Origin of the sequence: Bacteroides ovatus (assembly GCF_001314995.1) — a bacterium.
GTDB lineage: Bacteria > Bacteroidota > Bacteroidia > Bacteroidales > Bacteroidaceae > Bacteroides > Bacteroides ovatus.
This window is the reverse complement of the sequence record NZ_CP012938.1, coordinates 310598-333607: the sequence shown is the minus strand read 5'-3', so window position 1 is coordinate 333607 and position 23010 is coordinate 310598. Positions and strand designations below refer to the sequence as shown.

The following is a 23010-nucleotide window of genomic DNA, read 5'->3' as shown; positions in this document are numbered from 1 at the left end:
TAACTTCCCAGTTACCGCCTTCTTATTCGGAAAAAAACGTTCGTTCTTTCCAATATATATTACCAAAAAGAAATCAATATACACGATACAGCAACCAAGCACCCTGGAAATCCGAACGGTTCGGGTATTTAGCCTTGAATGCGTCGCGAGCTTCAGCAGCAGCAGCCTTATCAGCAAATGAATTTACGATAACACGATACATTGCCTTGTCAGCATTAAATGCAATAGTAGAGTGATATCCTTGTCCATCCAACCAATCTTTCAGGCCTTCAGCATTCGCTTTCACACCAAAGCTACCTGCTACGATGCTATAATCTTTCAAACCCTCGTTGCCGGAAACCACTGTAACCTTCTCCTGACGAACGCCGGATGTATCTGCCACCTTAGTAGTTGTCACAGGAGCTGCAACCACCGGAGTTACCTCTACCGGAGCTTCCACCTGCGGTTCTGCCAATTCTTGCTGTTTTGCTTTCTCGTAAGCTTTTTTATAGGCACTTTCGCTGGATTTACAAGATGCAAATGCTAGCACCAAGCATACTCCCATTCCTAATACGACTAATTTTTTCATATTCCTATACGCTGTTTTAATTAATAATTCAATATTCTCGTCTATTATATTTAGTTTCGGGCAACAAAATAATAGAAATTTTATCATCCGGCAAAGAAATCCGTCAAAAAAACGTCTATTCCGTCTTCTTCTTATACGAAATAGTGCCTGTTGCCTGATAAGTAGGCATCAAAAGCACCTCCGCAATCTGAATATGTGCAGGAGCTGACGCGGCAAAATAAACCGTTTCCGCAATGTCATCTCCCGTCAACGGACGAATCCCTTTATAAAAATTATCGGCAGCTTCCTTATCCCCCCGATAACGCACCACTGTAAAGTTTGTCTCCACCATTCCCGGTTTGATATTTGTCACTCTCAACGGAGTGTCCACCAAATCGATCCGGAGACCGTCCGAAAGAGCCTTCACGGCAGCTTTCGTTGCGCAATACACGCTTCCACCCGGATAAGCGGCATCCCCCGCAATAGATCCTATGTTAATAATATGTCCGCGTCCACGTTCCACCATACCGGGCACCACCAAACGCGTCATAGCCAGCAATCCCCTTATATTCGTATCGATCATGATATCCCATTCATCCAGGCTACCTTCGAATTCCTTATCCACACCAATCACCAGTCCGGCGTTGTTCACCAACACATCAATCGCCTTCCATTCTTCGGGCAATGATTCCAAAGAGGCGGCAGCCAATTTCCGGTCGCGCACATCAAAAGGCAATGTATAAACCCGGACACCATGCGTCGCTTCCAGTTCAGTTTTCAGTTCTTCCAGTTTCGATACGGTACGGGCATTCAGAATCAGGTTCCATCCCTCCTTCGCAAATTTACGGGCACAACCTTCGCCAATTCCGCTACTGGCACCGGTTATAAAAACAATTTTAGCTTCCATTATGTTTTGATTTACAATATTCGAAAACAAAAGTACGCCTTAACCTTCAAAGGTTAGCTACGAAAGTCAGTTAAATAAGATTAAACCATAAAAGAAAAAAAGAATTATAAAACGTAGCAAAAAAATTCAGTTTTCACGAACAACCTTTTCATAAAAATGTTATATTTGTTGTATCATAATCATTTTAAACATTATACATTATGAAAGGATTGAATGTTTTAGCAGCTTTTCTGGGTGGTGCAGCCGTAGGCGCAGCCCTTGGTATTTTATTTGCTCCTGAAAAAGGAGAAGACACCCGTCACAAAATCGCAGAGATTCTTCGCAAAAAGGGAATCAAGCTGAATCGCAGCGAAATGGAAACTCTCGTTGATGAGATCGCTGCCGAGATGAAGGGAGAAATAGCAGAATAAGTGAGTAACCAAAGACTAAAAACAGAGCGACCATGTTTGCAGACGATAAAAGTATTGAGAATTTTCAGCAGTTGTTTTTCGAGTTCAAGAAATATCTGGAGCTTCAAAAAGAATATACCAAATTAGAATTGACGGAGAAGTTAACCATACTTTTTTCCACGTTAATTATGATATTAGTACTTATTATCCTTGGCATGGTTGCCCTGTTTTATCTGCTTTTTGCTCTTGCTTATATATTGGAGCCTTTAGTGGGCGGTCTGATGTCGAGTTTCGCCATCATAGCAGGCATCAATGTTGTTCTCATCGCCCTGGTTATTATTTTCCGCAAGCAGCTCATCATTTCTCCGATGGTGAACTTCCTCGCTAATTTATTTTTAACTGATTCAAATAAATAAATTATGAATGCGCAGACCCCGCAGAAATTTACATTAGAAGAGATTGCCGAACGTAAAAAGAAGCTTTTAAATGAGATCCATGCTCAAAAAAAAGCCATGACAGCTACTACACGCGAAATATTTGCCCCACTTGCTCCGGCAACCAACAAGGCGGATGCACTCATGCGTTCGTTCAATACCGGTATGGCTGTATTTGATGGCGTAGTGATGGGAATCAAGATTATGCGGAAGATACGGGCGTATTTTAGAAATTTGAGATAAAATAAGGGACTTCACTGTACCCTACTTAAAAGTCAACAAATCCTCCATTTTAGAAATAAACATTACAGTTTTATCAATAAGAGGAAGAATTTCTTCTTCTGTTGCGTCATACATATCATCATAATCACCCGATTGACGCATTTCAAACAACCGAGAAAACAAACGTCCATATTCTTTTTCCAATAATCCCTTGGTTACAAATTGAGCACCAATCAGATGGATAACTCCACTATGAGAACGTGCTGTTATTCCTTTATCCAACAACAGAGCAGAAGCCATATGAAAAGCAGCATAGTAAAGTCTATTTCCAGCTAAACTCCAAAAGCCCAATTTGATGACTTCCTTCGCTTCATTCAAACTTTCGTGAGACTTTTGTCTACGATAATTTACAATTGCTATTTTTTCCTCAGCACTTAACATAAGTCAATCCCCTCCCGTTCCACATTCTTATAAAATGGTGAAAAACTTCTTTCCATCCAGTCTTTAAAAGTATAAAGAATGGGGTGAATTTGTACATCAATATTCCATCCAAGTTCAAAAAAAGGATAAGAAATATAATCATGGTCATCTAATTCGACTTTATCTTTATTCAGTAAAATAAGAATATCCCAATCCGAATCCTCCTTAGCATCTCCACGAGCCTGTGATCCGAATAAAATAACTTTAGCGCCAGATGGTATTGTCTTAGCTATTGTTTCTTTGATCAATCGTAATATCTCTTCTTTTTGCATATTGAATACAATAAATAGTATCTTTACTACAAAGATAGCAAGTAAATCCGAAAATATATAATCAAATCTGATTATTTTTAATCAATAAGCATGCTATTAAAAAACAATATATCAACGATCTTCACAGACAGTTGATATATTTAGAATACATATCAGCATTTTGCCAATACGAGGGGACAGATCAGGAATATACCGCTGTATTTTTCCCAACCTGCAGAATGTAGGGGATTCATGTGTGTAGCATGAAGTTAGGGACCTACATATTTCGTTATTATTATATGCTATTTAGACTTGTATATACCTTCGTAATAGCTCTCATAAGCACCACTGGTGATAGTATCCATCCGTTCTTGATTATCCAGTCACAATAGTCGGCACACTATAAGTATCGTGAAAAGCGCGTACAAAGTGATCACTACCTGCTTTCGAAGCCGAGTAGGGCGACTCTGGTCTCTTTGAAGTTCAAAGAATATTCGTACGAGCAAAAGTAAACGGATCTCTGATACTACGGTCCACGTGACTTTCGGCAGCTAAATGAATGACTCCATCTACATGATATTGCGTGAAAATTTTCAGCATCATCTCAAAGTCACAAATATCTGCTTTTACAAAAGTGTAGTTTGGTTTATTCTCTATATCTTTCAGGTTAGTCAAATTCCCCGCATAAGTCAAATTATCCAAGTTAATAATATGGTAATCGGGATACTTGTTCACAAATAAACGTACCACATGGCTACCAATAAATCCGGCACCACCAGTAATAATAATATTTCTTCGAAAGTCCATATTCGATAATTAAAAATCAGCAATAAATAATGCCATTACTGGTTAAAGCCATGCCTCTCACCCCATTATATAACCATATTTTTCTTTACATATATTCCATAAAAACAACACATTACCCACCAGATATCTACGCCACATCCTTTTAGGTTCTTTTATCAGTCGGTAAAGCCATTCCAACGAATGTTGCTGCCACCATAACGGAGCCCGTTCAGTAGTACCTGCAAAGAAGTCGAACACTGCCCCTATAGTGCCCACATGGCAATGGATATTCAGTTTTTGCCAATTACTATAAATCCATTTTTCCTGCTTGGGAGCAGTCATGCCAATCCACAACAAATCTGGATTTGCCTCATTGATAGCCGCCACAATAGCTGCATTATCTTCCTGTGAAAATTCCGGCTTATAGGGAGGTGAATAAGTCACTACTTCTAGGTTCGGATAGTCTACTGCTGCACGTTGTTTTATCAATGCCAACACTTTCTCCGAACTACCCATAAACATACATCGCCCGCCTTTCTCATTAAGGCGATTCATTTCAAAAACAAAGAGATCCCAACCGGCTATTCGTTCCCGTGGTTGGCTTTGCATCTTTAACCATTTACAAACTTTTACAATACTTGCTCCGTCAGGGATAAGTACATCTCCTTTTATTAGCGCCTCGGCAAAAAGCGAATCCTTCAGTGCAGTGTTGTATGAGTGCGCATTTATGGTATTTATTAGGAGTTTACCCTGCGGCAATGTTTTTAATTCGTCTACGTTCTCTACAATAGGAAGTTCTTTCAACTTGATCATATGAATATCTACTCTAAATATTATACCAATTTCTTAAGAATGTCACACATACGTTCCTCAAAACGTTGCAGCGTGAACTCACATTCAAATTTCATCCTACCTTTGCGCCCCATCTCACGACACAGATCACGATGTTCCATACAATAAGCCACCTTCTCGGCCAAAGCCAATGCATCCTTCATGGGAACAATATATCCTGTCTCACCTTCATCAATAATATCCACTATTCCCCCTTCATGACTAGCAATGCAAGCCACACCATGTTGCATTGCTTCCAGCAAAACCAAAGGGAAACACTCATTGTAAGTAGGAAGTATAAAAAGGTCTGCCTGCATCCAGTACATCTCCTTATCATTACCATACTTCGCACCATGTGCAACCACTACATCCTCTAATCTATGCTTCTGCAAATAGGCGGCAAACTCCTCCTCGCCAATATCACTCCATTTTCCTACGAAATTGCACACAAAATCATATCCTCTATCTTTCAATATATGGCACGCATCTAGTAGCGTCCACACCCCTTTCTCCAACATCATGTTCGAGAGAAAGAAAATATTAAACCTGCTATCCATCCTCATTAGTTTATGTCAGGAATACCATTCGGACAAATCAGTACATTCTGCCTATCCACATATTTCTCCACATCCTTGTAGAGTGCTTCGGATAGTAGTATCACCTTCACCCCTTTAAAAAGCCGTGGATATATCCACCTATTAGGCCAGTGGTCTTGAAATATCCTCACTCCCTGATTATGAAAATGGATCACCACCTTACACCCCATCCCCTTCAACATTTGCACAATAACAAACTCTTTATAGAGTGCAATTCCGTGTGAATTTGGCGTAACATATACCAACAGTATTTTCATCTGTTTCACCATTTTACGTATAGATTTCAGCATTTCCAAAAACGAAATTAGCTTCTTCAGTCCAACTTTACCGATATCCTTAATATCCTTGGCAGTGGCCAGATTGATATAATGGCAGTCGAAAGTCTCATTTATCATTTTACTATCATGAATATATTTCCCCATCATGGCCGCGCCATGTACAGGCGGTGGCATATGAAGAATAAAAAGAATGGACGGTTTCATTATTAATTGAAATTATTTTTGAGTAGATGTGCTATTTCACGACTGAATTTATCTGCACCTGTAGAATTTAAATGGTCTGTGGTATGAAACAATTTCTGATTATCATAGGCAGCTTGATTCAAGAAAGAATAATAAGGTATATTATTTCGCTTGCATAGCGAGTCAGTAATAGCTAATGACTTCGTCTCCACCACATCGGCATACATAGGTGAAGTCACCATGGTAAGCATTATTTGCTTTGTTTTACACACCTCTATAATGTGTACCATTGCCTCCACTTTACGGTTGTCAATCGCAATACTATTTATATATTCCTTTTTCTCCTCTTTCCAAAATCCCTCTAAAGGCTGAAAACCATTCGCATGGAATATCCCACAATCTTTCAAATTCTTCACCATTTTAAAGAATTTCGAGTTATAAGGATAAATATTCGACCAACACTTGTACTTTTCCCAAGGACTCTTCATACTAATTACCTCTTGCCAAGAAGCATGATGTTGATAAGGCAACAATCCTGATAAGCGATCATAATCCCCTTCACCTACTGCCATGTCATAAGGTGTCACCTCTAATATAATCGCCTTCGGTGTATATCTATCCAACATTAGGTCCAACTGCGCCCGTTGATACACAAGAAAACAACCACTGCGTCCTGCATTATAGCAACTCATATCTAAAGAATCCTGCAATATCTCCGGATTGTAATGGTTACGAGCACGTGACGACCCTAATATTACCAAGTTTGCTGTTTGCTCATCCAACGCTTTAGTCGTATAATAAAAATCCTCACCCTTTTGGTTGAAATACATCCATTTCAAACTATACCCTATTCCTCTGTCTGCCACTAGTAACAGAACAAATAGCAAGAGTGCCTTACCTATATATCTTATACCCTGTTTACTTATATCCATTGTTGTTTAGAATTGAAAGTAGATAAACTGTCCACCATCAAAGACTCCTACACTTAGAATTATCATTGATAGAACCACATACGAAGCAAAGCGAATAGTTATCGAGTCATTCTCTAGTAACGGATGCTTTCCATTCTTCTCTTCAAGCATATCACACCCCATCAACACACCTACCCCCATCGTGCCATAGAGTAACACAGAAAGGTCGGGTTTATAAAGAACTCCTGCTGGTAGTACCATCTTGCTAATAGCTAATAATGCATCCTCCAATGTATGTGCTTTGAAAAAAGTCCATGTAACTGTCATTAGTACAAAAGTCAGTAAGATATTAAAAGCCTTTAGCCATATACTATCCTTTCTCAATCCACAACACAAACGCGTCTGTTCTTTGATAGGATTTATTACATTACCTATCACTTGAAAGAGCCCATTCAATCCACCCCAGATCACGAAGGTCCAGTTAGCTCCATGCCACAACCCACTCACTACAAAAGTTATCATTAGATTCATCCTTGTACGCCACTTGCTGCAACGGCTACCCCCCAAAGGAATATAGAGGTAATCCCTAAACCAAGTAGAAAGTGAAATATGCCACCTCCGCCAAAAGTCTTGTACGCTAGTTGCCATATAAGGTCGTGCAAAGTTCACAATCAATCGAAATCCCATAATACGTGCACACCCTAAAGCAATAAAAGAGTATCCAGCAAAGTCACAATAAATCTGAAAAGTGAAAAGCACAGCAGCTACTAATATCGACCCCCCTGTATGATGTGCTATGTTGCCAAACACAGCATCTGTATATAAAGCCAACCTATCCGCTACCACAACCTTCATAAAATAGCCCCACAACATCCAGCGTAATCCAGTAGTAATATCCTCTCTATTAAGATAGTGCTTTACCTTAAACTGCGGCAACAACTCCTTGCCTCTCCCAATAGGGCCAGCTGCAATTTGCGGAAAAAAAGAGATAAACAGTGCATATGTGCAAAAATTCCTCTCTACCATAATCTGCCGCCTGTAAACATCTATCATATATCCACACGCTTGAAAAGTGTAGAAAGAGATACCTACTGGTAATAGCAACTCTAAATGTGGCACTTCCATTCGAATACCCATCAGCGAAAATAGTCCCCAAAGCGAATCATTCAGAAAGTTGAGATATTTAAAAATAAATAATCCTGAAAAGCAAAGCAAAAGTGTACTAGCTAAGACAACCCTTCTTAGTTTATCATTCTCACTCTCACAAAACTTTTGAAGTATCTGTGCTCCTACATAACTTACCAAAGTGACAAATACAAGAAACAAGCTATACGTAGGACTCCAATTCATATAAAAGAAGTAGCTCACTACGAGTAAATATCCCTGTCTTATCTTATGTGGTAAAAGAAAAAGAATGTTGCTACTATTGGAAAGAATAGTAGAAAAGAGAAACTATTATAAAGCATTGGGAATAATAGATATTATTAATTTTTAATTTACATATCGCGTCATCAAAGAGTACGATATATTTCAGTGTTCAAACGCCATTCACAAATAGCACATAAAGAAAAATAGCCTATAAATCATCTATTTAGCACAACAACTATCGATTATTAAAGAAAATATCAAAATAAGGAACACTGTATAATATATACATGTCTATATTTCTAAAGAGTAACAATTAGTATAATTCATGAAATCCCTATTTCAGCAGTTATAAAGAATCTACTAATTAATATAAAAGCACATAAAAAACACATATAATATTTAACAGACATTCATGATAATAACATTTCAAACGAAACATATTCTATTACTGATTAGCCTGCTCTATCAATCTTCCTCCTCATACATTGAATTAGATTTCTATCCGCACGGTTTCCCCATAACCTATTGTACAGCCTATCCTTAAAGTTCTTCCATTTGAAGCTATTTCGCCAATATGCCCAAAAAATTCCTTTACCGACATGTTTAACAATCAAGTCTAATGTGATCGGCTCCATATTTATAAATTGATTGGGTACAATCAAAAAAGATTGAGGTATACCATTACAGGCTATTTCAATGGGGCGTTTCAAAAAGTGAATATATGCATATTCATTAGATACTATTTTATTTTCATATAAAGAATATCGCATAATACGTCCTTCTTCATAAGTAAACACACTCATCCTATTTCCTAGCTTATCATTAAGTACTTTCAACTCTTTCAACCTAGGCATGAAATCTAAAATAGGAAACGGATAAATCTTCTTTCCATGCTTTTCAAAAAGATAAGGGAACGCGTCTTCATCAAAAAATAAAGGACGATTAGTAGAGAAAGCTATTTTATATGCATCATTTTCCTTATATAACATCCTGTTTTCTTCCGTATTGCGGACTAATGATAAGTGACCAAATTTTCCTATTTTATCGTAACAACTCCAATCAGAAGGGATGAACTTCATAATATCTCCAAACAACATATCACAATCACTAAATCCCCAAAAATCATATCCTTCCAAATAATTTTGAAAAATTTCTCCGTATGCAGGCCTAAAATTACAAAACCGATAAGGAGTCTCCAATGATATTTTGAAATCATAAAGCAACTGAATTTCTTCACGAAGATGCACAAATGTATCATAGACAACCTTTACATTTTGAGGATAATTATATTTTGTCTTATCATCGGTTATTACAAGGAAGTCGATCGTATTATTGTAAGCGCATGATTGCAACCAAAATGTAAATAGTGAATCAAATTTCCCAAAGTAGGGAAGTATAATTATAACTTTAGGCATATTTATCTTCTATATTTTATCTATGATACTCTCTCCATCGCAACATATAAGCAAGACACCACCAAGTAAAAGCTGTATATTTAGCAATATTCATAAGTATACCTATTTTATCTTTTGGAAAGTGTTCTCCATAACATAACGCTTCTTTTCTTCCCAAACTAAAACGACCTGTAATTACATGACTATATACTAATACTCTAGATACTCTACCACGAACTTTTATATAGTTTTTCGCATCAACTTCGGTTATTCTTTTAATGATACGCTTCTCAAAATCAGCCATATCTGGTGATTTGCGTGCACGCTCAATATCCTTCTTCACATGTCCCTGCTTTTGTGTCACAATGCCACCATCACTTACATAAAGGATTTTAGGAATGAATCCCCACTTACCAAATGTTGATAAATAGAGCCAATATTCATAATCTTCTGTAATACGTAAGTCACGGCGCATTCCACCCGAAGCTTTCGCAACATCAGTTCGTATAGTAGTAGAGCATGTACCTGGCACACAGTGTTCCGCCCAATATGTAAAGAAATCATCTATAACAAAAGCCGAAATTTTCGAGTTATCATTGACGAAAGCAGGACAATAGCAAGGTGGATTACCAAACGAAATGGATTTACACCCGACCGATACAGCTACACATCTCACATGTTCTTCTAGAAACTGTACCGTTTGTTCTATATAGCCATCATTCCAATAATCATCAGCATCAATAAAAGCTACATATTTGCCTTTTGCTAACTCCATGCCTTTGTTTCGTGCAGCTGCAGGTCCTGCATTTGATTGTTGATGCAACACAATATTCCTTTCTGGTCTAGCTTTAATAACCTCTACCGAATTATCTGTACTACCATCATCCACCAATATCACTTCATAGGAATATTGTGTAGTTTGGATAAAGATAGAATTCAAGCAACGTTCTAACAATGGAACGGCATTATAAACAGGAATAATTATCGACAAATCAATCTGTAACATTTCATTTATTGTTTCTATTTAATACTTCCACGCAAGCAGCATAAATGTTATTAGCTGTTCGTTCATGATTATAATACTTCTCTATTTTTCTAGAATATTCTCCATACTTCTGTAAATCAACTCGGTGAAACGTATCCAATGCCTCAATAACCGTTTCTTGCTTTAACGGATCAAATAGCTTACCATTTTCACCTTCATGCACTAATTCCGGATAACATCCATTATAAATGGAGCAAGCAATCGGCAACCCACAAGCCATTGCTTCTGGCACCACTAAACTCCAATTATCTTCTAATGTTGGAATGATAAAAACATCGGATATTGCATAATACTTATATATATTATCATAATCAATACCATTTGTAAAATGGATACTAACTTCATCTCCAAATTTATCTACAAAACTATTATACAAGTCACCACCGCCGACAATTAATAAATTATCCTGATTATATTTTCGAATGTGTTTCTTCCAAGCATTTAAAAGATATATTACCCCCTTACGTTCAATAAGCTGCCCTACGTATATATAAACGATTCCACTATTATTTATATTTAATTTATTTCTAAAAGTAATACATTCTTCCACGGACATACTCTGTATAGCACTAACTAAGCCTTCACTATCTGCAGACATTCCTCCAACAAACAAATTATCTTTTTTTATCTTCATCTCATCAAAAAGATACTCTTTAGTAAGTTTTCCATTGCACAGATATCCAGAAACAAATTGATCCACTAATTTTCGATATATCATTCTCCATTTTGGACAGGATCTTTCTGTATGCTTAGTTCTTTCATATTCTATTAATAGAGGTTTTCTATGAAAAAAAACATACCGTACAGCTTGTGGAGTCCATTGAAAAAATCCTTCAGCAATCACAATATCTGCATCTATCTTTTTTATTCGTTTATATAATCCTTTTGTGATGGGAAAAGACATCCATTTATTAGACATTCCTTCTTTTTCTCCAAAGATTATTCTTTTCTCACCTTCAAAGCAGATCGCATTAACCCCAATGGCTTCTTGTATTTTTAGACAAATACGTTCCGATACACGTTTTTTAGAAAACAGTATATAAAAGTTTCCATCCGTCAATTCATATAATCGTTTATAAACAGGTATTCGATAATCTAAAAAAGACGGATTAACCCAAAGAATTTTCATTATTATACTATTAATATATTATAAACACTAATCCAATTATCTATACAAACATACTTATATTTCAGTCTATACATTCATTTTTATATCACTCCAGGATCTTGGGAGAAATATACTCCTCATTTTTTTTCGCTTGACTACCCATTTTACCAACCACAAGGATATTAACAAGGTTACCACAAGTCCAATCATCCCTCCCCAAAAATTATCTGGAAAAATTAAATAGGATATATTTGCCAGAAAGATATGTATCATATAAATACCCAAAGAGTTATCACCCAGTAATTTTAGCCAACGAAAATTCAAATAAGGTGCTATCCACAACAATCCCAGAAAAAAACATATAGGTAATAATTTATAAGAGTAAGACAAAAACGAATAATCTAGCCAATAATCTACTGAAAGCAATACAAAAAGAAATGCTCCTAAATATTTCATTCTTACAGATAAACGATTTACATAAAAAGAAAGCACACCGAAACCAAAATAGTAGATAGCTAGACCAATACCAAATGGTATTATACCTTTAAAATAATGGAACTGTGACCACGATAAACTCCAGGTAATCAAAGACAATACAGTCAATAATCTATAAAAATATTTGTATTTATTAGTAAACAAATATAGTATGTAAAAAGAACAATAAGTTGGAAGAAACCATGGAAATATAAAACCAAAGTTTTTTAGTAAAGGAGTTTGCGTTCCATTAACAAAAGCCCATACATGGCTCCAATCCCAATTAAACTCATGATTTACCACACTAGATATTACATAGCAAGCAATGCATATCCAAAAATATGGAATCCAGTTCCGTACCACTATATCACATAGACGTTTCACTGTTATCTCCTTTTTTATATCATAAAAAAATGGTAGAATAAAAAAACATATAACATGAAACAGATAAAGATAGTCAGCTCCTTTATTATCAGTTGAGCATAACACCTTATTATGCCCTATTACGATAAGAATTATCAATACACCTTTAATAACAGATGAAGTATCTCTATCTATATACAAATTCTGATTCATAATCTTCCGCCTGTTACAAGGTTATAGGTGACTAACGAAGTTTTAGCCCATAATTTTCCTATAACAATAATAATAAACATAGTTATAAGAGGTAATAAAATATAAGATAATAATGCCATCACATCATTTTCAAAGAATAAGGCACCTAATCCCTGTTTCATAACTTTTATCAAATACAAATGCATTACATAAATCAAAAAAGAATAACTAGACAATGTCAATAACTTCTCACTTTGTTTAGCTGTAAGCAAATTAACCAACTGCCAAAAAATGACCAAACCTAATATTGTATTAATCTTATGCAGATAAGTATTCTCAATAGGGATAAATCCGAATGAATATAACACCCACAAAAAAGCATATCCCATGATCATCTTGTAGGGCATTTGCATTTCCACTATTTTCTCATATTTTTGCAAAACTCCACCAAGAAAGAAAAAGAGCACACTTTCTGTTGAAATCCAATTGCCATCACTTGGCATCCAAAAATAAAATGACAACAGTACTATAATTAAATATAACCAACTCTTATTACACAAAAAAATCCATCCATATAAAGGCACTAATAGCATTAGTGTCATTAAATCCCTCACATACCACAATGGTCCATACCAATTACTCATAAATAACTGCTGAACACAATTAACTATTGAATCTCCTACTTGAGCCCGATTATACAAGCACAGTATCCCCCCTCCCACTATATTCCAAAAGATGAATGGAATTAATAATGTCTTCGCTTTTTTCTTAAGCATTTTGAAGTAATTATTTTTTTCGTAATAAGAAATCCGAAAAAAGAAAAAGCCTGATATGATAAAAAAATAAGGTACTGCTATCTCTGTCAACAGAGAGACGCCATCCTCAACAAACCCACTTATTCCGTGACCTGTCCATGAATTGAAAAAAGCTAAATAATTTAGGGAATGTCGGTATACCACCATCATGGTACATAATAAGCTTGCAATTTTAATCTTGCTACTCAACTCCATATCTATCATAATAATTCACTCTTGAATAAGTAAAGGATAATACAACTAAAGAGAAATAGATCACTGTAATAGAGCAAGCCTTGCCTGACAGAAAACCATAAGAATATCCATTGAGAATTGCACAACATGTCGCTGCAAAGATGCCTAAATATCCACACTTCATTCTTCTTTTAAAAGAATATAGTATAGTAGAAAGAAATTGAAATCCTAAAAAAGCGCATCCGATTATTCCCAAACTGCCATAAATTCCTAAATAATTATTGTGGGCATCACTTGCCATAAATCCTGTATTCGTTACAGCACGCTCAATACAAGCATATCCCCAACCAAGAAAAGGTTTTTGAGCAGCTAAATTCAATAAAACATCCCATAAAGCTTGCCTACCTGAAGCACTTGATACCGTTTCCAACGATTTACCAGGCATCACAAGGAACATTAATGTAGTAAGCAGATCTTGATTTAAATAAAGAAAAATACCTAAAGAAAAAAGTAATAACGAATAGAATACCTTTCTCGAAAAAAACAAAGCAATGGCAAAGCCACAAATTGCAGATACATTCGCACCACTACTAGTACTTATTACTAATACAATTAATGAAATAACAATAGTCCACTTTAAAAGAAATTTCCGCTCTTTATCCGGACGCTTCATAGCTAACAATTCTGCTATACAATAAGAAAAACACAAAGCTGCCGCTGAGCCACTTTGCAAAAAATGAAAAAACAAACTAAATCCTTCTAGAAAACGGACAGTAATAACCTCAAAAAGCATTGTAAAGACAGCAATCATTAAGAAGGACTTTTCCATTGTTTTAAAATCACGGAACTGCCCAAATACCCAAATCAAAACAAGAAGTAATGCCAAGTTCTGAAATGAAAGAAAAAAAGCGAATGTAGGTATCAAGGCCCAAGCCGTGCTGATAAGTGCATAAGTATATAGATACAACACTGATTGGATTGGTAAATTTGTTCTGTTATAAGCTATTGATATTAGATTCTTCCGATAGCTGATGGTTAAAAAAAACATTCCAAATAACGTTACTACTTGTAAAGTCTTCGCTAATCCTCCTCCATCAGCAGAGATAAAATCTACTCGATATAGCCACAAAATAAAGAGTATTAAAAGCCACCTATATTTACTCTTCAGAGCTATAAAGAATGCTTTCCATAAGGCTTTTAGAAAGTTTATCATCTAATTTATCGTTTGAAATACATTATAAAGCTAAAAATTCAAATAGCATATAAACCTAACAAATTATTGTTTGCTGTTTAAAGTATTGACACAAAATTACAAAATCGTTCACCGATTCATTTCTGTTAGTATTCTATCTACTACGACTTCCCATTTAAAGTTTTTCTCAACAAACTTCTGTCCCTTTAATCCCATCTCTTTTAATCTATATTTATCAGAGAGCGCATCTTTAAGAAGCCCTGCTAATTCATTGGGATTATCATTTTCACATAGGAATCCCCACTCTCCATAACCAGAAAACTCTGGAAATGCAAATCTATTTAACCCTACTATAGGAGATTTATTAGCTAATCCTTCTAAATATGTTATTCCATTAGGTTCACGAATTGCCGGCATCACATATAATGTAGATTCTTGAAAAAGCTTGACTGTAGTCTCACGAGGTTGATTATAATAACAAGTTACTCCCTCTATTCCATCACCTACATCTGTTCCCACCACTGCCAACTCTACATTCTTTATATCTTGGTAAAGTATCTTAAATGCATCCAGCAATAGATACAAACCTTTATACTCTTCTAAACCTTTACGAAGAACTATCAATAGCAAATTTCTAGAATAATCTTTTTCACCTATATAGGGCGTTAAGTTTACACCAAAATGCACATTAATGACCTTATCTGATGGAATTTGCAATTTATCAATAATACTCTGTCTTGTCCATTCATTTTGCGTAAAAATAAAATCACACCTATTATATTGCTCTTTCAGGTTCTCATTATATTGTTTCAAAAAACTTTTTACTCCCCATTTTTTTCTTTTATAGTAAGGTACTACATCAGCCAAGTAAATATCAGTATAATAAGCAAACTTTGCAAAATTTCTCATTGAATTTGTAATACAAAGATCACCACTACAAAAAAGAACGTAGTCATACTTATTAGATAAACATTTTATTTTCTTATTAATTGTACGTTTGCCTAAACAATATAATAACGGATCGCAAATCGCTCCCCATGTGAAAAAGAATTTGCTATATACTACGCAATACAAACTAAAAATTGGCTTAAAAATACTCCAATCCAAAATATCTATATTAAGTGAAGGTATATTAGTAAAAGCGTCGTATAAATTTCGGGGAGTTCCAGACCATAATATGGGATCTTTTACGTTTCCTCTTCCTGCTATGCAAATGCGCATATTCTTTTTTTTATCCATAAAACGATTTAAAGAATTCTATCACATATAATTACAAATTAACACACTTTCACTACTAATACCATCACCTATAAAAAATAATATAAAATACATAAATGATTAAGCGAGTATACTATCAATTAGTGTTCAGACAATAAATATCTTGTCTCAACAATTCTGGTTTCTAATATTAAAATCAATGTAACTTTTTGCTATAATAGGACGGAAGATATTACCCTGTAAAAGCATTTTATAGATGATGTGCGATAAATATAAAGTATCGTTACCCCTTAATGACTCAAAGCATTGACAGTAATCATCTGTACTTTCGAACACATATGCCCCAGCACAAAAATAATGGCTAATGATGCGCTTTTCAATGATATTGGTAACGTAAGACATATCGTCTACTGCTACATAGCTTTTATGTTGTGGGTCTACCCAATCCAGCTTCTCTAAAGGATAAACGGCCACACTATTTTCAGGCAGAACTTCACCCTCAAGATAACAATCAGCATCTTTCACCATAAAGCAGCCAGATATTCCGACTAGCTTAATAGTTTCATATACTGTTGCAGGTTGTGAATATGTATGATGCTCTAACTCCACTACCATAGCTTTTTCCAAACCTAATCGCTTAAACTGTGTCTCCAACAATTCTTTAAGAAAATAACGTTCACTATGTTTACGAAGAATAGTGAAATAAATATGGCTAAATATGGTTAAATCAATGCCCATGATAGCTCTTACACACCTCATTAGTCCTTCTTGAGTAAACAAAAATTCTTCAGGAATCTGTTTCTTATACTCCTTTTTGTTAGCGGCGATGGGTACAATCAAACTAAAACTCATACAATATAGATTTAATGACTTGCTTCAAATAAACGATAACTTGTTCCTCTTTGGCATATTGCAAAATACGCCAAAAATTCATCAACTGAAAAGGCTTATAGTAGGTACGGAACCAATCGTACTGTTCGAAATGAGCAGTAATGTCACGATCTATCTTTTCAGAAATTATATTCAACCTAGTTTGATCATACTCATGAATATACATTAGCTGTGACCACATATAGGCAGAGTCCTGACGTACCTTAACAATATCCATCAAAGGAGACTCTATAAACGAATCCAAAAAGTCTATCAAATAGTAGTTGTTGCCATTAAATAAAATATTGGAAAAAGTTAAATCACCATGACATATACCTATCGGAATCTTTATGCATTCTATCTTCTCAAATATTTGTAAGGAACTTTCAAATAATTCCTTTGTATCCTCATCACTGCATAATACAGAATTAATAATCAGTTTTTCGCCTACACTTTTAAATTTTTCGAGCAGCACTTGCTTATCTACTACTTGCATAGTTGACTCTTTTAATTCTTTTTCAATAAAGAGAATTAATGCTTTAATGAAATAGGAAATCTGTTCAAATCCTGCCGATTCAAAATAACCTATAAAGTTCTTCGAATAGATATATTCCATTTTCACAGATACTTTATTTTTCGACCTATCCACACAAAATATTTGCGGAATACGGGTATGTTGATACTCATACATGGAAGCCAGCCGCTGTTTTTCTGCTTGCTTTACCAAACGATCTAAATATTTAGGATCTTCGGAACATTTGTAAATAAAGAGTTTTTTACCTTCACGTACAATGTCTATATTACACCCCGAATGTCCCTTCACTTCAATTTCCATAAAATTCAGGATTAATCTTTATATATTTTAAACCAGCTTTCTCCGCCGCCCGAAAGCCGACCTCCGAATCTTCAAAAACTAGTGCTTGCGAAGCATCAACATGTGCCACCTCTAAAGCCTTGATATAAATATCTGGCGCAGGTTTTCCTCTTGCTACATCTACTCCACTTAAGATAAAATCAAAAAAGTCAGCAATTCCTAAATAGCGAAGCACATTAAGTAAATTTATGTTATGCGCAGTAGACGCAATAGCTATTTGTATACCCGACTGCTTGCATGACTTGAGAAAGTGTATCAACGCTAAATTCGGTTTCAATCTGTCAAAATAATGAGGATACACCTGCATTTTTTTTTCTTTAATACGATGACACACAGAAGAATCAGTAATACCAGCCTTCTCCATAAAAACTTCAAAACGCAAACCAAAACATTGCCGATAGAAGTCTACATGTAACTGTAGTCCACATGATACAAAGGCTTCTTGGTAAGCACACAAGTTGGCTTCAAAAGTATCTACAAGTGTACCATCGAAGTCAGTAATTATAAGTTTTATTTCTTCATTCATGATTTCTTTTTACCAATTAAAACTGGAGTAAATCGATTGAGGAGATAAGCGAATACACCACCCATTACAAACTGAAGAATAACTTTCAGAAAGGGAGACATCACCATAGAGGTAACCAATTCTAGCCTGTGCAAATTCCAACCCCATACGACCTCTGTAGCAAATAATGTGAATGTATTATTTGAAAGAAACTCTACTATTTTATTCCTTCCTATCTGTAGACTTAGATAAAAACTCACAAACAAGGATCCCACGATACCTACTAGTGACAAAAAAAATGTCTGATAAGATAGCCATATCGATGCACTATAATTGTGCCATCTCAAAATAGGATGGACAAATAAAAACAACAAAGCACCTAAAGCCACAAACAGAATTTGATAATAAATATTTATTCTACTATATTTTTCTTTGTGTGCAATGTAATATTGTGCACATATATTACCTAAGAGGAAATAAATACAAATTATGTAATAACGTTGAAAGTTCCAAGGCAACTCTTTAGGGAAAAAATATCCCCACACCGAACCCAATAACGGAACAAAAAACAAAAAAATCAGAAAATGATTATAACACCATGCTATCACTTTATCGGGTATAACCCTTACAGTAAGTGTACTCAACAATAAAGAGAATACAAACCATATACTTCCGTTATCACAAACTGACAAACCACGAACTACATCTTTAACAGGCACTAACACAAACACCTCTAAAAACGACCACATATCTGTATAATTGCAATGAGATATATTACGTGGGACATAGAGAGTTATATATGAGAAAAGTATAAAAAATAACGATGGAATAATCAAACCATCACGTAATTTACACAATTGTTCCCGCCATGGCATCTTCTTAAACAAGAACCCTGACACAAAGAAAAATAAGGGCATATGAAATGCATAAATTATATCTTGACATTCTCCTCCTATTGCACTTTTAGAATGACCTAAAAACACTAATACAATGGCTATAGCCTTACAATAGTCTATAAATATTAATCTTTCTCTTGTCATAAATATCTACCTAACTCCTCGGGAGTCCCATAAGAATAATACTCTTCTATCTCTGCTAATTGTACAGTCTCACCTTTTTGAAGTAGATAATTATACAACAACGATACATAAAACTCTGATTTGCTAAAATTCACTTCATTTAATAAATGATAAGCAGCTGATAAGAATCCTTCGGCTTTGGAGAAAAAATATGCTCCGCATAGCGCATGATTCGAAATAACCTCCTTCTCTGCTGTTCTCAACACATTATTGTTCTCATCTATTTGTGCATAACTGTATTTAGACATGTTCGATTGAAAAGAAACCAACGCACCTCCATCTACCTCTTCTATCGTCTTAGATAGTATCTCTTTAATTATAGCGACAAAATTTAGACTACGAAATTCTAAATCGCAATCCATCACAATAATGGCATCATCTTTATCAATACCTTGTTCAGCTAGCAGACATGTCTCTACTGCCCCCCTCGTAGTCTTCAAAACAGAGTATACATTAGCTACTGGTAAGTAATCTCTTATCATTTTATCAATATCATACTTATCAATATGCTCCTGACGAACAATAAAAGAGTATTTCATTTCTATATCACTTATATCCAAACTGTTAATAGCTCTTATAAAGAGGGGGTCACCATGAAGTTGTATCAAAGGCTTAGGTACCATCCATCCTTCTTTCAGGAAGCGGGATCCTTCGCCAGCCATGGGCATAATAATGTGTAAAGGTCTCATTTTACGATCTGATTATTTTAAGTTACTTTTAATATTACCTAAGTATTTAAGCATATTATTCAACAATCGAAACATACCCGGATATCGCCGATAGAGTTTTTTAATAACACGATATACATGTGTATAAAGCAAATCAGCCTCCGCACCTGCTACGATTTGCGTACGAGAGTTACAAACTCTCTTTGCGTCGGCAAGCAACTGATGCGTACGCTTACTAATAGCCCCCAACTCTTTCACCTCACGAAAAATATCACTATCTTCTAACACATAGATATAATCATCCTTACTTTTCAACCGTGAGGTAGCAAAATAATGCACCAGTTTTGCATCAGGCAAATAGAAAATACCACGTTCTAATATTTGACAGTTCCAAACGCCATTCAAAGGCACAATGGGATGGTTTAACAAGTGATTGGCCATTGCCAATGGAGGCTGATCATGATGCCGATGTAGTACTGTCACTGACTTTAGCCAGCATTCATGCCACATTTGATAGAATTGATGTGCAGTTGGTGTATCTTTTACATAAACAGCACCACTATTATAGTTATACTTATCGTTTTCATTATAACTCCACCCAAGCTGTTGGGCTATAGCGTGTAAACCACTTACACCTGGAAAATGATTCAAATCTATATGAAACTCTGGCACTACACCAATTTCCATTTCCATGTTGTCTAACTCATCTAAGGTATCAGTTACGACAGTATCAGTATCAATAAAAAGAAAATCTCCAACCACATGTTGCCGAGCTTTAGTCTTAATATATCGTGAACGCTGCACAGGTGTATATTCAATAGGTACATCTACCACCTTTATTTCGGTTACTAACTCACAAAACTTATTGCGCTTACCAACTAGTGAACGTTCTGTGTTATCATCCATCAACACCACTACATATGCTGTTGGATTATGAAGTCGTAAGGAATAAACTGAGAGCCAAGCTTGCTCCAAATAAAGGTCCTTCTCGTCACTTACCAATACATAAACGATTTTTGTTTTCATAAAAATATTTATTTGCCAATCATCCACTTATATTGGGGATGACACAGTCATTTTATACAGATAGAAATAAATACAAACAACGTAAAAGTCATAGTATATGTATATCACTATTAGAGAGGCATTGATATCGATTAATGGGTAGATAGATAACTCTAAAACAGGTTCTTGTATTTAAATAAAATATGACATTCCACCTACTGACAGTGTTTATAATACTTGTATCTAATAAGATTTTCAAAATTGACTATTTTAGCCAATTTTTCCAGGCAGTGGCCTATTGATTAATTGCTTTAACTTACTATTTAAGATATTACGCTCGTTCGAATTCAAACCAAAGATATAAATCAAGATAACAGTTATAACAAACGAAACAATTGCTGTAACAAAGAAATTTAGAAATGAAGTATCAAAACAATCTCTCACATATTGAGAAACAATAAAGCTAGCAAAAGCAATCAACACATTCCGGAGTACAATCGAAAATGAGAAAAACTTTAAGCTATATGCTGGAATCATTTTTTTTAAGATAATGAATCTAGCAAAAAGAGCTATTAATGTAATTAAAATAGTAGGATACATAGCTGTATAAGGAGCCCCACCCAATTTTAGAATTAAATAAGCACAAGGAAGTTCACACAACATAATTACACAAATCATAATTTGAAAAACTTTAATTTTCCCTGTCGCCTGAAGAGCTGTCACAATAGGATTTGCCATAGCTCCAATAAGAGAAGATATCATCACCAACCTAAGAAAAAGTCCTGTATACTCTGGAACACTACCTAGCCATATTTTTAATAAGTAGTCGATATTTATAAAAAATGGTATTGTAATTATAGATAATAAAAAAAACGAAAATCGACTACCTGTATAGACAAGTTTAACAGATTGTTCTGTTTTACCACTAGCATACTGTTTAGTAATTTGAGGATTTAAAGCCATGATAAAATTGCCTGCAAAATTACTAATAATACCATTTACTTGTTGAGCTATACCCCTTGCTGCATTAAGTGTTGTACCATAAAATAAATTCAATATAATATTTGACCCTTGATCTCTAAAAGTAAATCCAAAGTTGCCAATAATACTCCAACTGGTGAAAGCGAACATTTCTCTAAATAGTCTTTTATCCCCAATTACTGTTGTTCGGGATTCTTCAAAGTTATGCCTACAATATAACACATATATACAACTAGTTATAGTCGAAGTACATAACATTAAAATTGAATAGGTAATAAGCTTGTCTATCAGAACTATCAACAATACATAAACAATTAACAGCTTCAAGATCGCCTCTAATATACTAACATAGGCAAAAGCTTTCATTCGTTCATGAGCTACAATACAAGCATTAAATGGTACACTAACAATAGTTAATAAAAAGATACCGATAGAGCACTGATAAACCCAATTAGCAGCAATCATTCTATCTGCATTTATATTCAACTGAGTGTTCACAAACCATAAGCCAATAGTTTCTCCAATAATTAATATAATAACTGCCAACGTGCAATGTGCTATAATAGATGTCGCAAATACTTTTTTAAGTTTCTGGATATTGTTACAGCCTAATTCATAAGAAATAAAACGCTGAGAAGCACCTACCATCGCAGAGTTAAGAAAAGATAACATAGATACAATTCCTCCTACAAGGTTATAAATGCCATAATCTTCAACCCCCAACGTTTGGAGAATAACTCTACTTGTATATAATCCAATGATAATAACAACTATCATTCGTAAATATAAAAATAAAGTATTCTTAGCTATACGCTTATTATTAGAACTATTACTCATTTAAAATAATTATAAGATATAAAATCTACATTG

At 35.0% G+C, this 23010-nt stretch carries 26 protein-coding genes and 1 pseudogene; 3 read left to right on the top strand and 24 right to left on the bottom strand.

Features of this window, described 5'->3' with window-relative positions; genetic code table 11:
* Positions 1–73: 73 nt before the first annotated feature.
* On the bottom strand, positions 74–568 hold the full coding sequence (locus Bovatus_RS01255) for an SPOR domain-containing protein (RefSeq protein ID WP_004313235.1): 495 nt from the start codon (positions 566–568) through the stop codon (positions 74–76).
* 115 nt (positions 569–683) lie between these two features.
* Positions 684–1454 (bottom strand): SDR family oxidoreductase, encoded by a 771-nt coding sequence (locus Bovatus_RS01250; RefSeq protein ID WP_004297514.1) that lies wholly within the window; start codon positions 1452–1454, stop codon positions 684–686.
* A gap of 200 nt (positions 1455–1654) precedes the next feature.
* On the opposite strand from Bovatus_RS01250, the gene Bovatus_RS01245 reads away from it, so the two are divergent.
* The 3 genes from Bovatus_RS01245 to Bovatus_RS01235 are packed head-to-tail and all read left to right on the top strand — an operon-like array spanning position 1655 to position 2520.
* Positions 1655–1864 carry a YtxH domain-containing protein gene (locus Bovatus_RS01245; protein WP_004297513.1) on the top strand — a complete coding sequence of 70 codons (210 nt, stop codon included), beginning with the start codon at positions 1655–1657 and terminating at the stop codon, positions 1862–1864.
* 32 nt (positions 1865–1896) lie between these two features.
* Entirely contained in the window at positions 1897–2259 is a 363-nt protein-coding gene (locus Bovatus_RS01240; protein ID WP_004297511.1) for a phage holin family protein, read from the top strand.
* A 3-nt stretch (positions 2260–2262) separates the two neighbouring features.
* Positions 2263–2520, top strand: a complete 258-nt coding sequence (locus Bovatus_RS01235) for a hypothetical protein (protein ID WP_004297510.1) — start codon at positions 2263–2265, stop codon at positions 2518–2520.
* Between the two features lie 21 nt (positions 2521–2541).
* On the opposite strand, the gene Bovatus_RS01230 is transcribed toward Bovatus_RS01235, so the two are convergent.
* From Bovatus_RS01230 to Bovatus_RS01125, 22 genes and pseudogenes are all read right to left on the bottom strand, one after another.
* A complete protein-coding gene (locus Bovatus_RS01230) occupies positions 2542–2940 on the bottom strand; it encodes a HEPN domain-containing protein (RefSeq protein WP_004297509.1) in 399 nt (132 codons plus the stop codon).
* Entirely contained in the window at positions 2934–3251 is a 318-nt protein-coding gene (locus Bovatus_RS01225) for a nucleotidyltransferase domain-containing protein (RefSeq protein ID WP_004297508.1), read from the bottom strand. The genes Bovatus_RS01230 and Bovatus_RS01225 overlap by 7 nt, the downstream gene beginning before the upstream one ends.
* 360 nt (positions 3252–3611) lie before the next feature.
* Positions 3612–4037, bottom strand: a pseudogene (locus Bovatus_RS01220) (GDP-mannose 4,6-dehydratase); the annotation flags it as partial.
* A 57-nt stretch (positions 4038–4094) separates the two neighbouring features.
* The gene (locus Bovatus_RS01215) at positions 4095–4829 is read right to left on the bottom strand and encodes a WecB/TagA/CpsF family glycosyltransferase (protein ID WP_004297506.1); all 735 of its coding nucleotides are present in this window, start codon (positions 4827–4829) and stop codon (positions 4095–4097) included.
* Positions 4830–4849: 20 nt separating this feature from the next.
* On the bottom strand, positions 4850–5404 hold the full coding sequence (locus Bovatus_RS25805) for a glycosyltransferase family 4 protein (RefSeq protein WP_081015853.1): 555 nt from the start codon (positions 5402–5404) through the stop codon (positions 4850–4852).
* A gap of 5 nt (positions 5405–5409) precedes the next feature.
* Positions 5410–5925 carry a glycosyltransferase family protein gene (locus Bovatus_RS25800; protein WP_004297504.1) on the bottom strand — a complete coding sequence of 172 codons (516 nt, stop codon included), beginning with the start codon at positions 5923–5925 and terminating at the stop codon, positions 5410–5412.
* Positions 5926–5927: 2 nt separating this feature from the next.
* On the bottom strand, positions 5928–6836 hold the full coding sequence (locus Bovatus_RS01200; protein ID WP_004297502.1) for a hypothetical protein: 909 nt from the start codon (positions 6834–6836) through the stop codon (positions 5928–5930).
* Positions 6837–6842: 6 nt separating this feature from the next.
* Positions 6843–8165, bottom strand: a complete 1323-nt coding sequence (locus Bovatus_RS01195) for an MBOAT family O-acyltransferase (RefSeq protein WP_004297501.1) — start codon at positions 8163–8165, stop codon at positions 6843–6845.
* 470 nt (positions 8166–8635) lie between these two features.
* Positions 8636–9598: a DUF6625 family protein gene (locus tag Bovatus_RS01190; RefSeq protein WP_004297500.1), complete on the bottom strand. Its 963-nt coding sequence runs from the start codon at positions 9596–9598 to the stop codon at positions 8636–8638.
* Between the two features lie 16 nt (positions 9599–9614).
* On the bottom strand, positions 9615–10583 hold the full coding sequence (locus tag Bovatus_RS01185; protein WP_004297499.1) for a glycosyltransferase family 2 protein: 969 nt from the start codon (positions 10581–10583) through the stop codon (positions 9615–9617).
* 1 nt (position 10584) lies between these two features.
* Positions 10585–11751, bottom strand: a complete 1167-nt coding sequence (locus tag Bovatus_RS01180) for a glycosyltransferase family 4 protein (RefSeq protein WP_004297498.1) — start codon at positions 11749–11751, stop codon at positions 10585–10587.
* A gap of 66 nt (positions 11752–11817) precedes the next feature.
* Positions 11818–12780: an acyltransferase family protein gene (locus Bovatus_RS01175; protein ID WP_004297497.1), complete on the bottom strand. Its 963-nt coding sequence runs from the start codon at positions 12778–12780 to the stop codon at positions 11818–11820.
* Positions 12777–13778 (bottom strand): acyltransferase family protein, encoded by a 1002-nt coding sequence (locus Bovatus_RS01170; RefSeq protein ID WP_004297496.1) that lies wholly within the window; start codon positions 13776–13778, stop codon positions 12777–12779. The genes Bovatus_RS01175 and Bovatus_RS01170 overlap by 4 nt, the downstream gene beginning before the upstream one ends.
* Entirely contained in the window at positions 13756–14961 is a 1206-nt protein-coding gene (locus Bovatus_RS01165; RefSeq protein WP_004297495.1) for an O-antigen ligase family protein, read from the bottom strand. The genes Bovatus_RS01170 and Bovatus_RS01165 overlap by 23 nt, the downstream gene beginning before the upstream one ends.
* A 108-nt stretch (positions 14962–15069) precedes the next feature.
* Complete coding sequence (locus Bovatus_RS01160; protein ID WP_004297494.1) at positions 15070–16179, bottom strand: glycosyltransferase family 4 protein; 1110 nt, start codon at positions 16177–16179, stop codon at positions 15070–15072.
* Positions 16180–16326: 147 nt separating this feature from the next.
* Complete coding sequence (locus tag Bovatus_RS01155) at positions 16327–17010, bottom strand: glycosyltransferase family protein (protein WP_004297493.1); 684 nt, start codon at positions 17008–17010, stop codon at positions 16327–16329.
* Positions 17000–17863, bottom strand: a complete 864-nt coding sequence (locus tag Bovatus_RS01150) for a phosphotransferase (RefSeq protein ID WP_004297492.1) — start codon at positions 17861–17863, stop codon at positions 17000–17002. Before Bovatus_RS01150 ends, Bovatus_RS01155 begins: the two co-directional genes overlap by 11 nt.
* Positions 17853–18428 carry an HAD family hydrolase gene (locus Bovatus_RS01145; protein WP_004297491.1) on the bottom strand — a complete coding sequence of 192 codons (576 nt, stop codon included), beginning with the start codon at positions 18426–18428 and terminating at the stop codon, positions 17853–17855. The genes Bovatus_RS01150 and Bovatus_RS01145 overlap by 11 nt, the downstream gene beginning before the upstream one ends.
* Positions 18425–19447 carry an acyltransferase family protein gene (locus Bovatus_RS01140; protein ID WP_004297490.1) on the bottom strand — a complete coding sequence of 341 codons (1023 nt, stop codon included), beginning with the start codon at positions 19445–19447 and terminating at the stop codon, positions 18425–18427. Before Bovatus_RS01140 ends, Bovatus_RS01145 begins: the two co-directional genes overlap by 4 nt.
* On the bottom strand, positions 19444–20148 hold the full coding sequence (locus tag Bovatus_RS01135) for a glycosyltransferase family 2 protein (protein WP_302850548.1): 705 nt from the start codon (positions 20146–20148) through the stop codon (positions 19444–19446). Before Bovatus_RS01135 ends, Bovatus_RS01140 begins: the two co-directional genes overlap by 4 nt.
* Before the next feature lie 39 nt (positions 20149–20187).
* Positions 20188–21180: a putative nucleotide-diphospho-sugar transferase gene (locus Bovatus_RS01130; RefSeq protein WP_052587882.1), complete on the bottom strand. Its 993-nt coding sequence runs from the start codon at positions 21178–21180 to the stop codon at positions 20188–20190.
* A gap of 249 nt (positions 21181–21429) precedes the next feature.
* Positions 21430–22977 (bottom strand): lipopolysaccharide biosynthesis protein, encoded by a 1548-nt coding sequence (locus Bovatus_RS01125; protein ID WP_004297486.1) that lies wholly within the window; start codon positions 22975–22977, stop codon positions 21430–21432.
* Between the last annotated feature and the right edge of the window lie 33 nt (positions 22978–23010).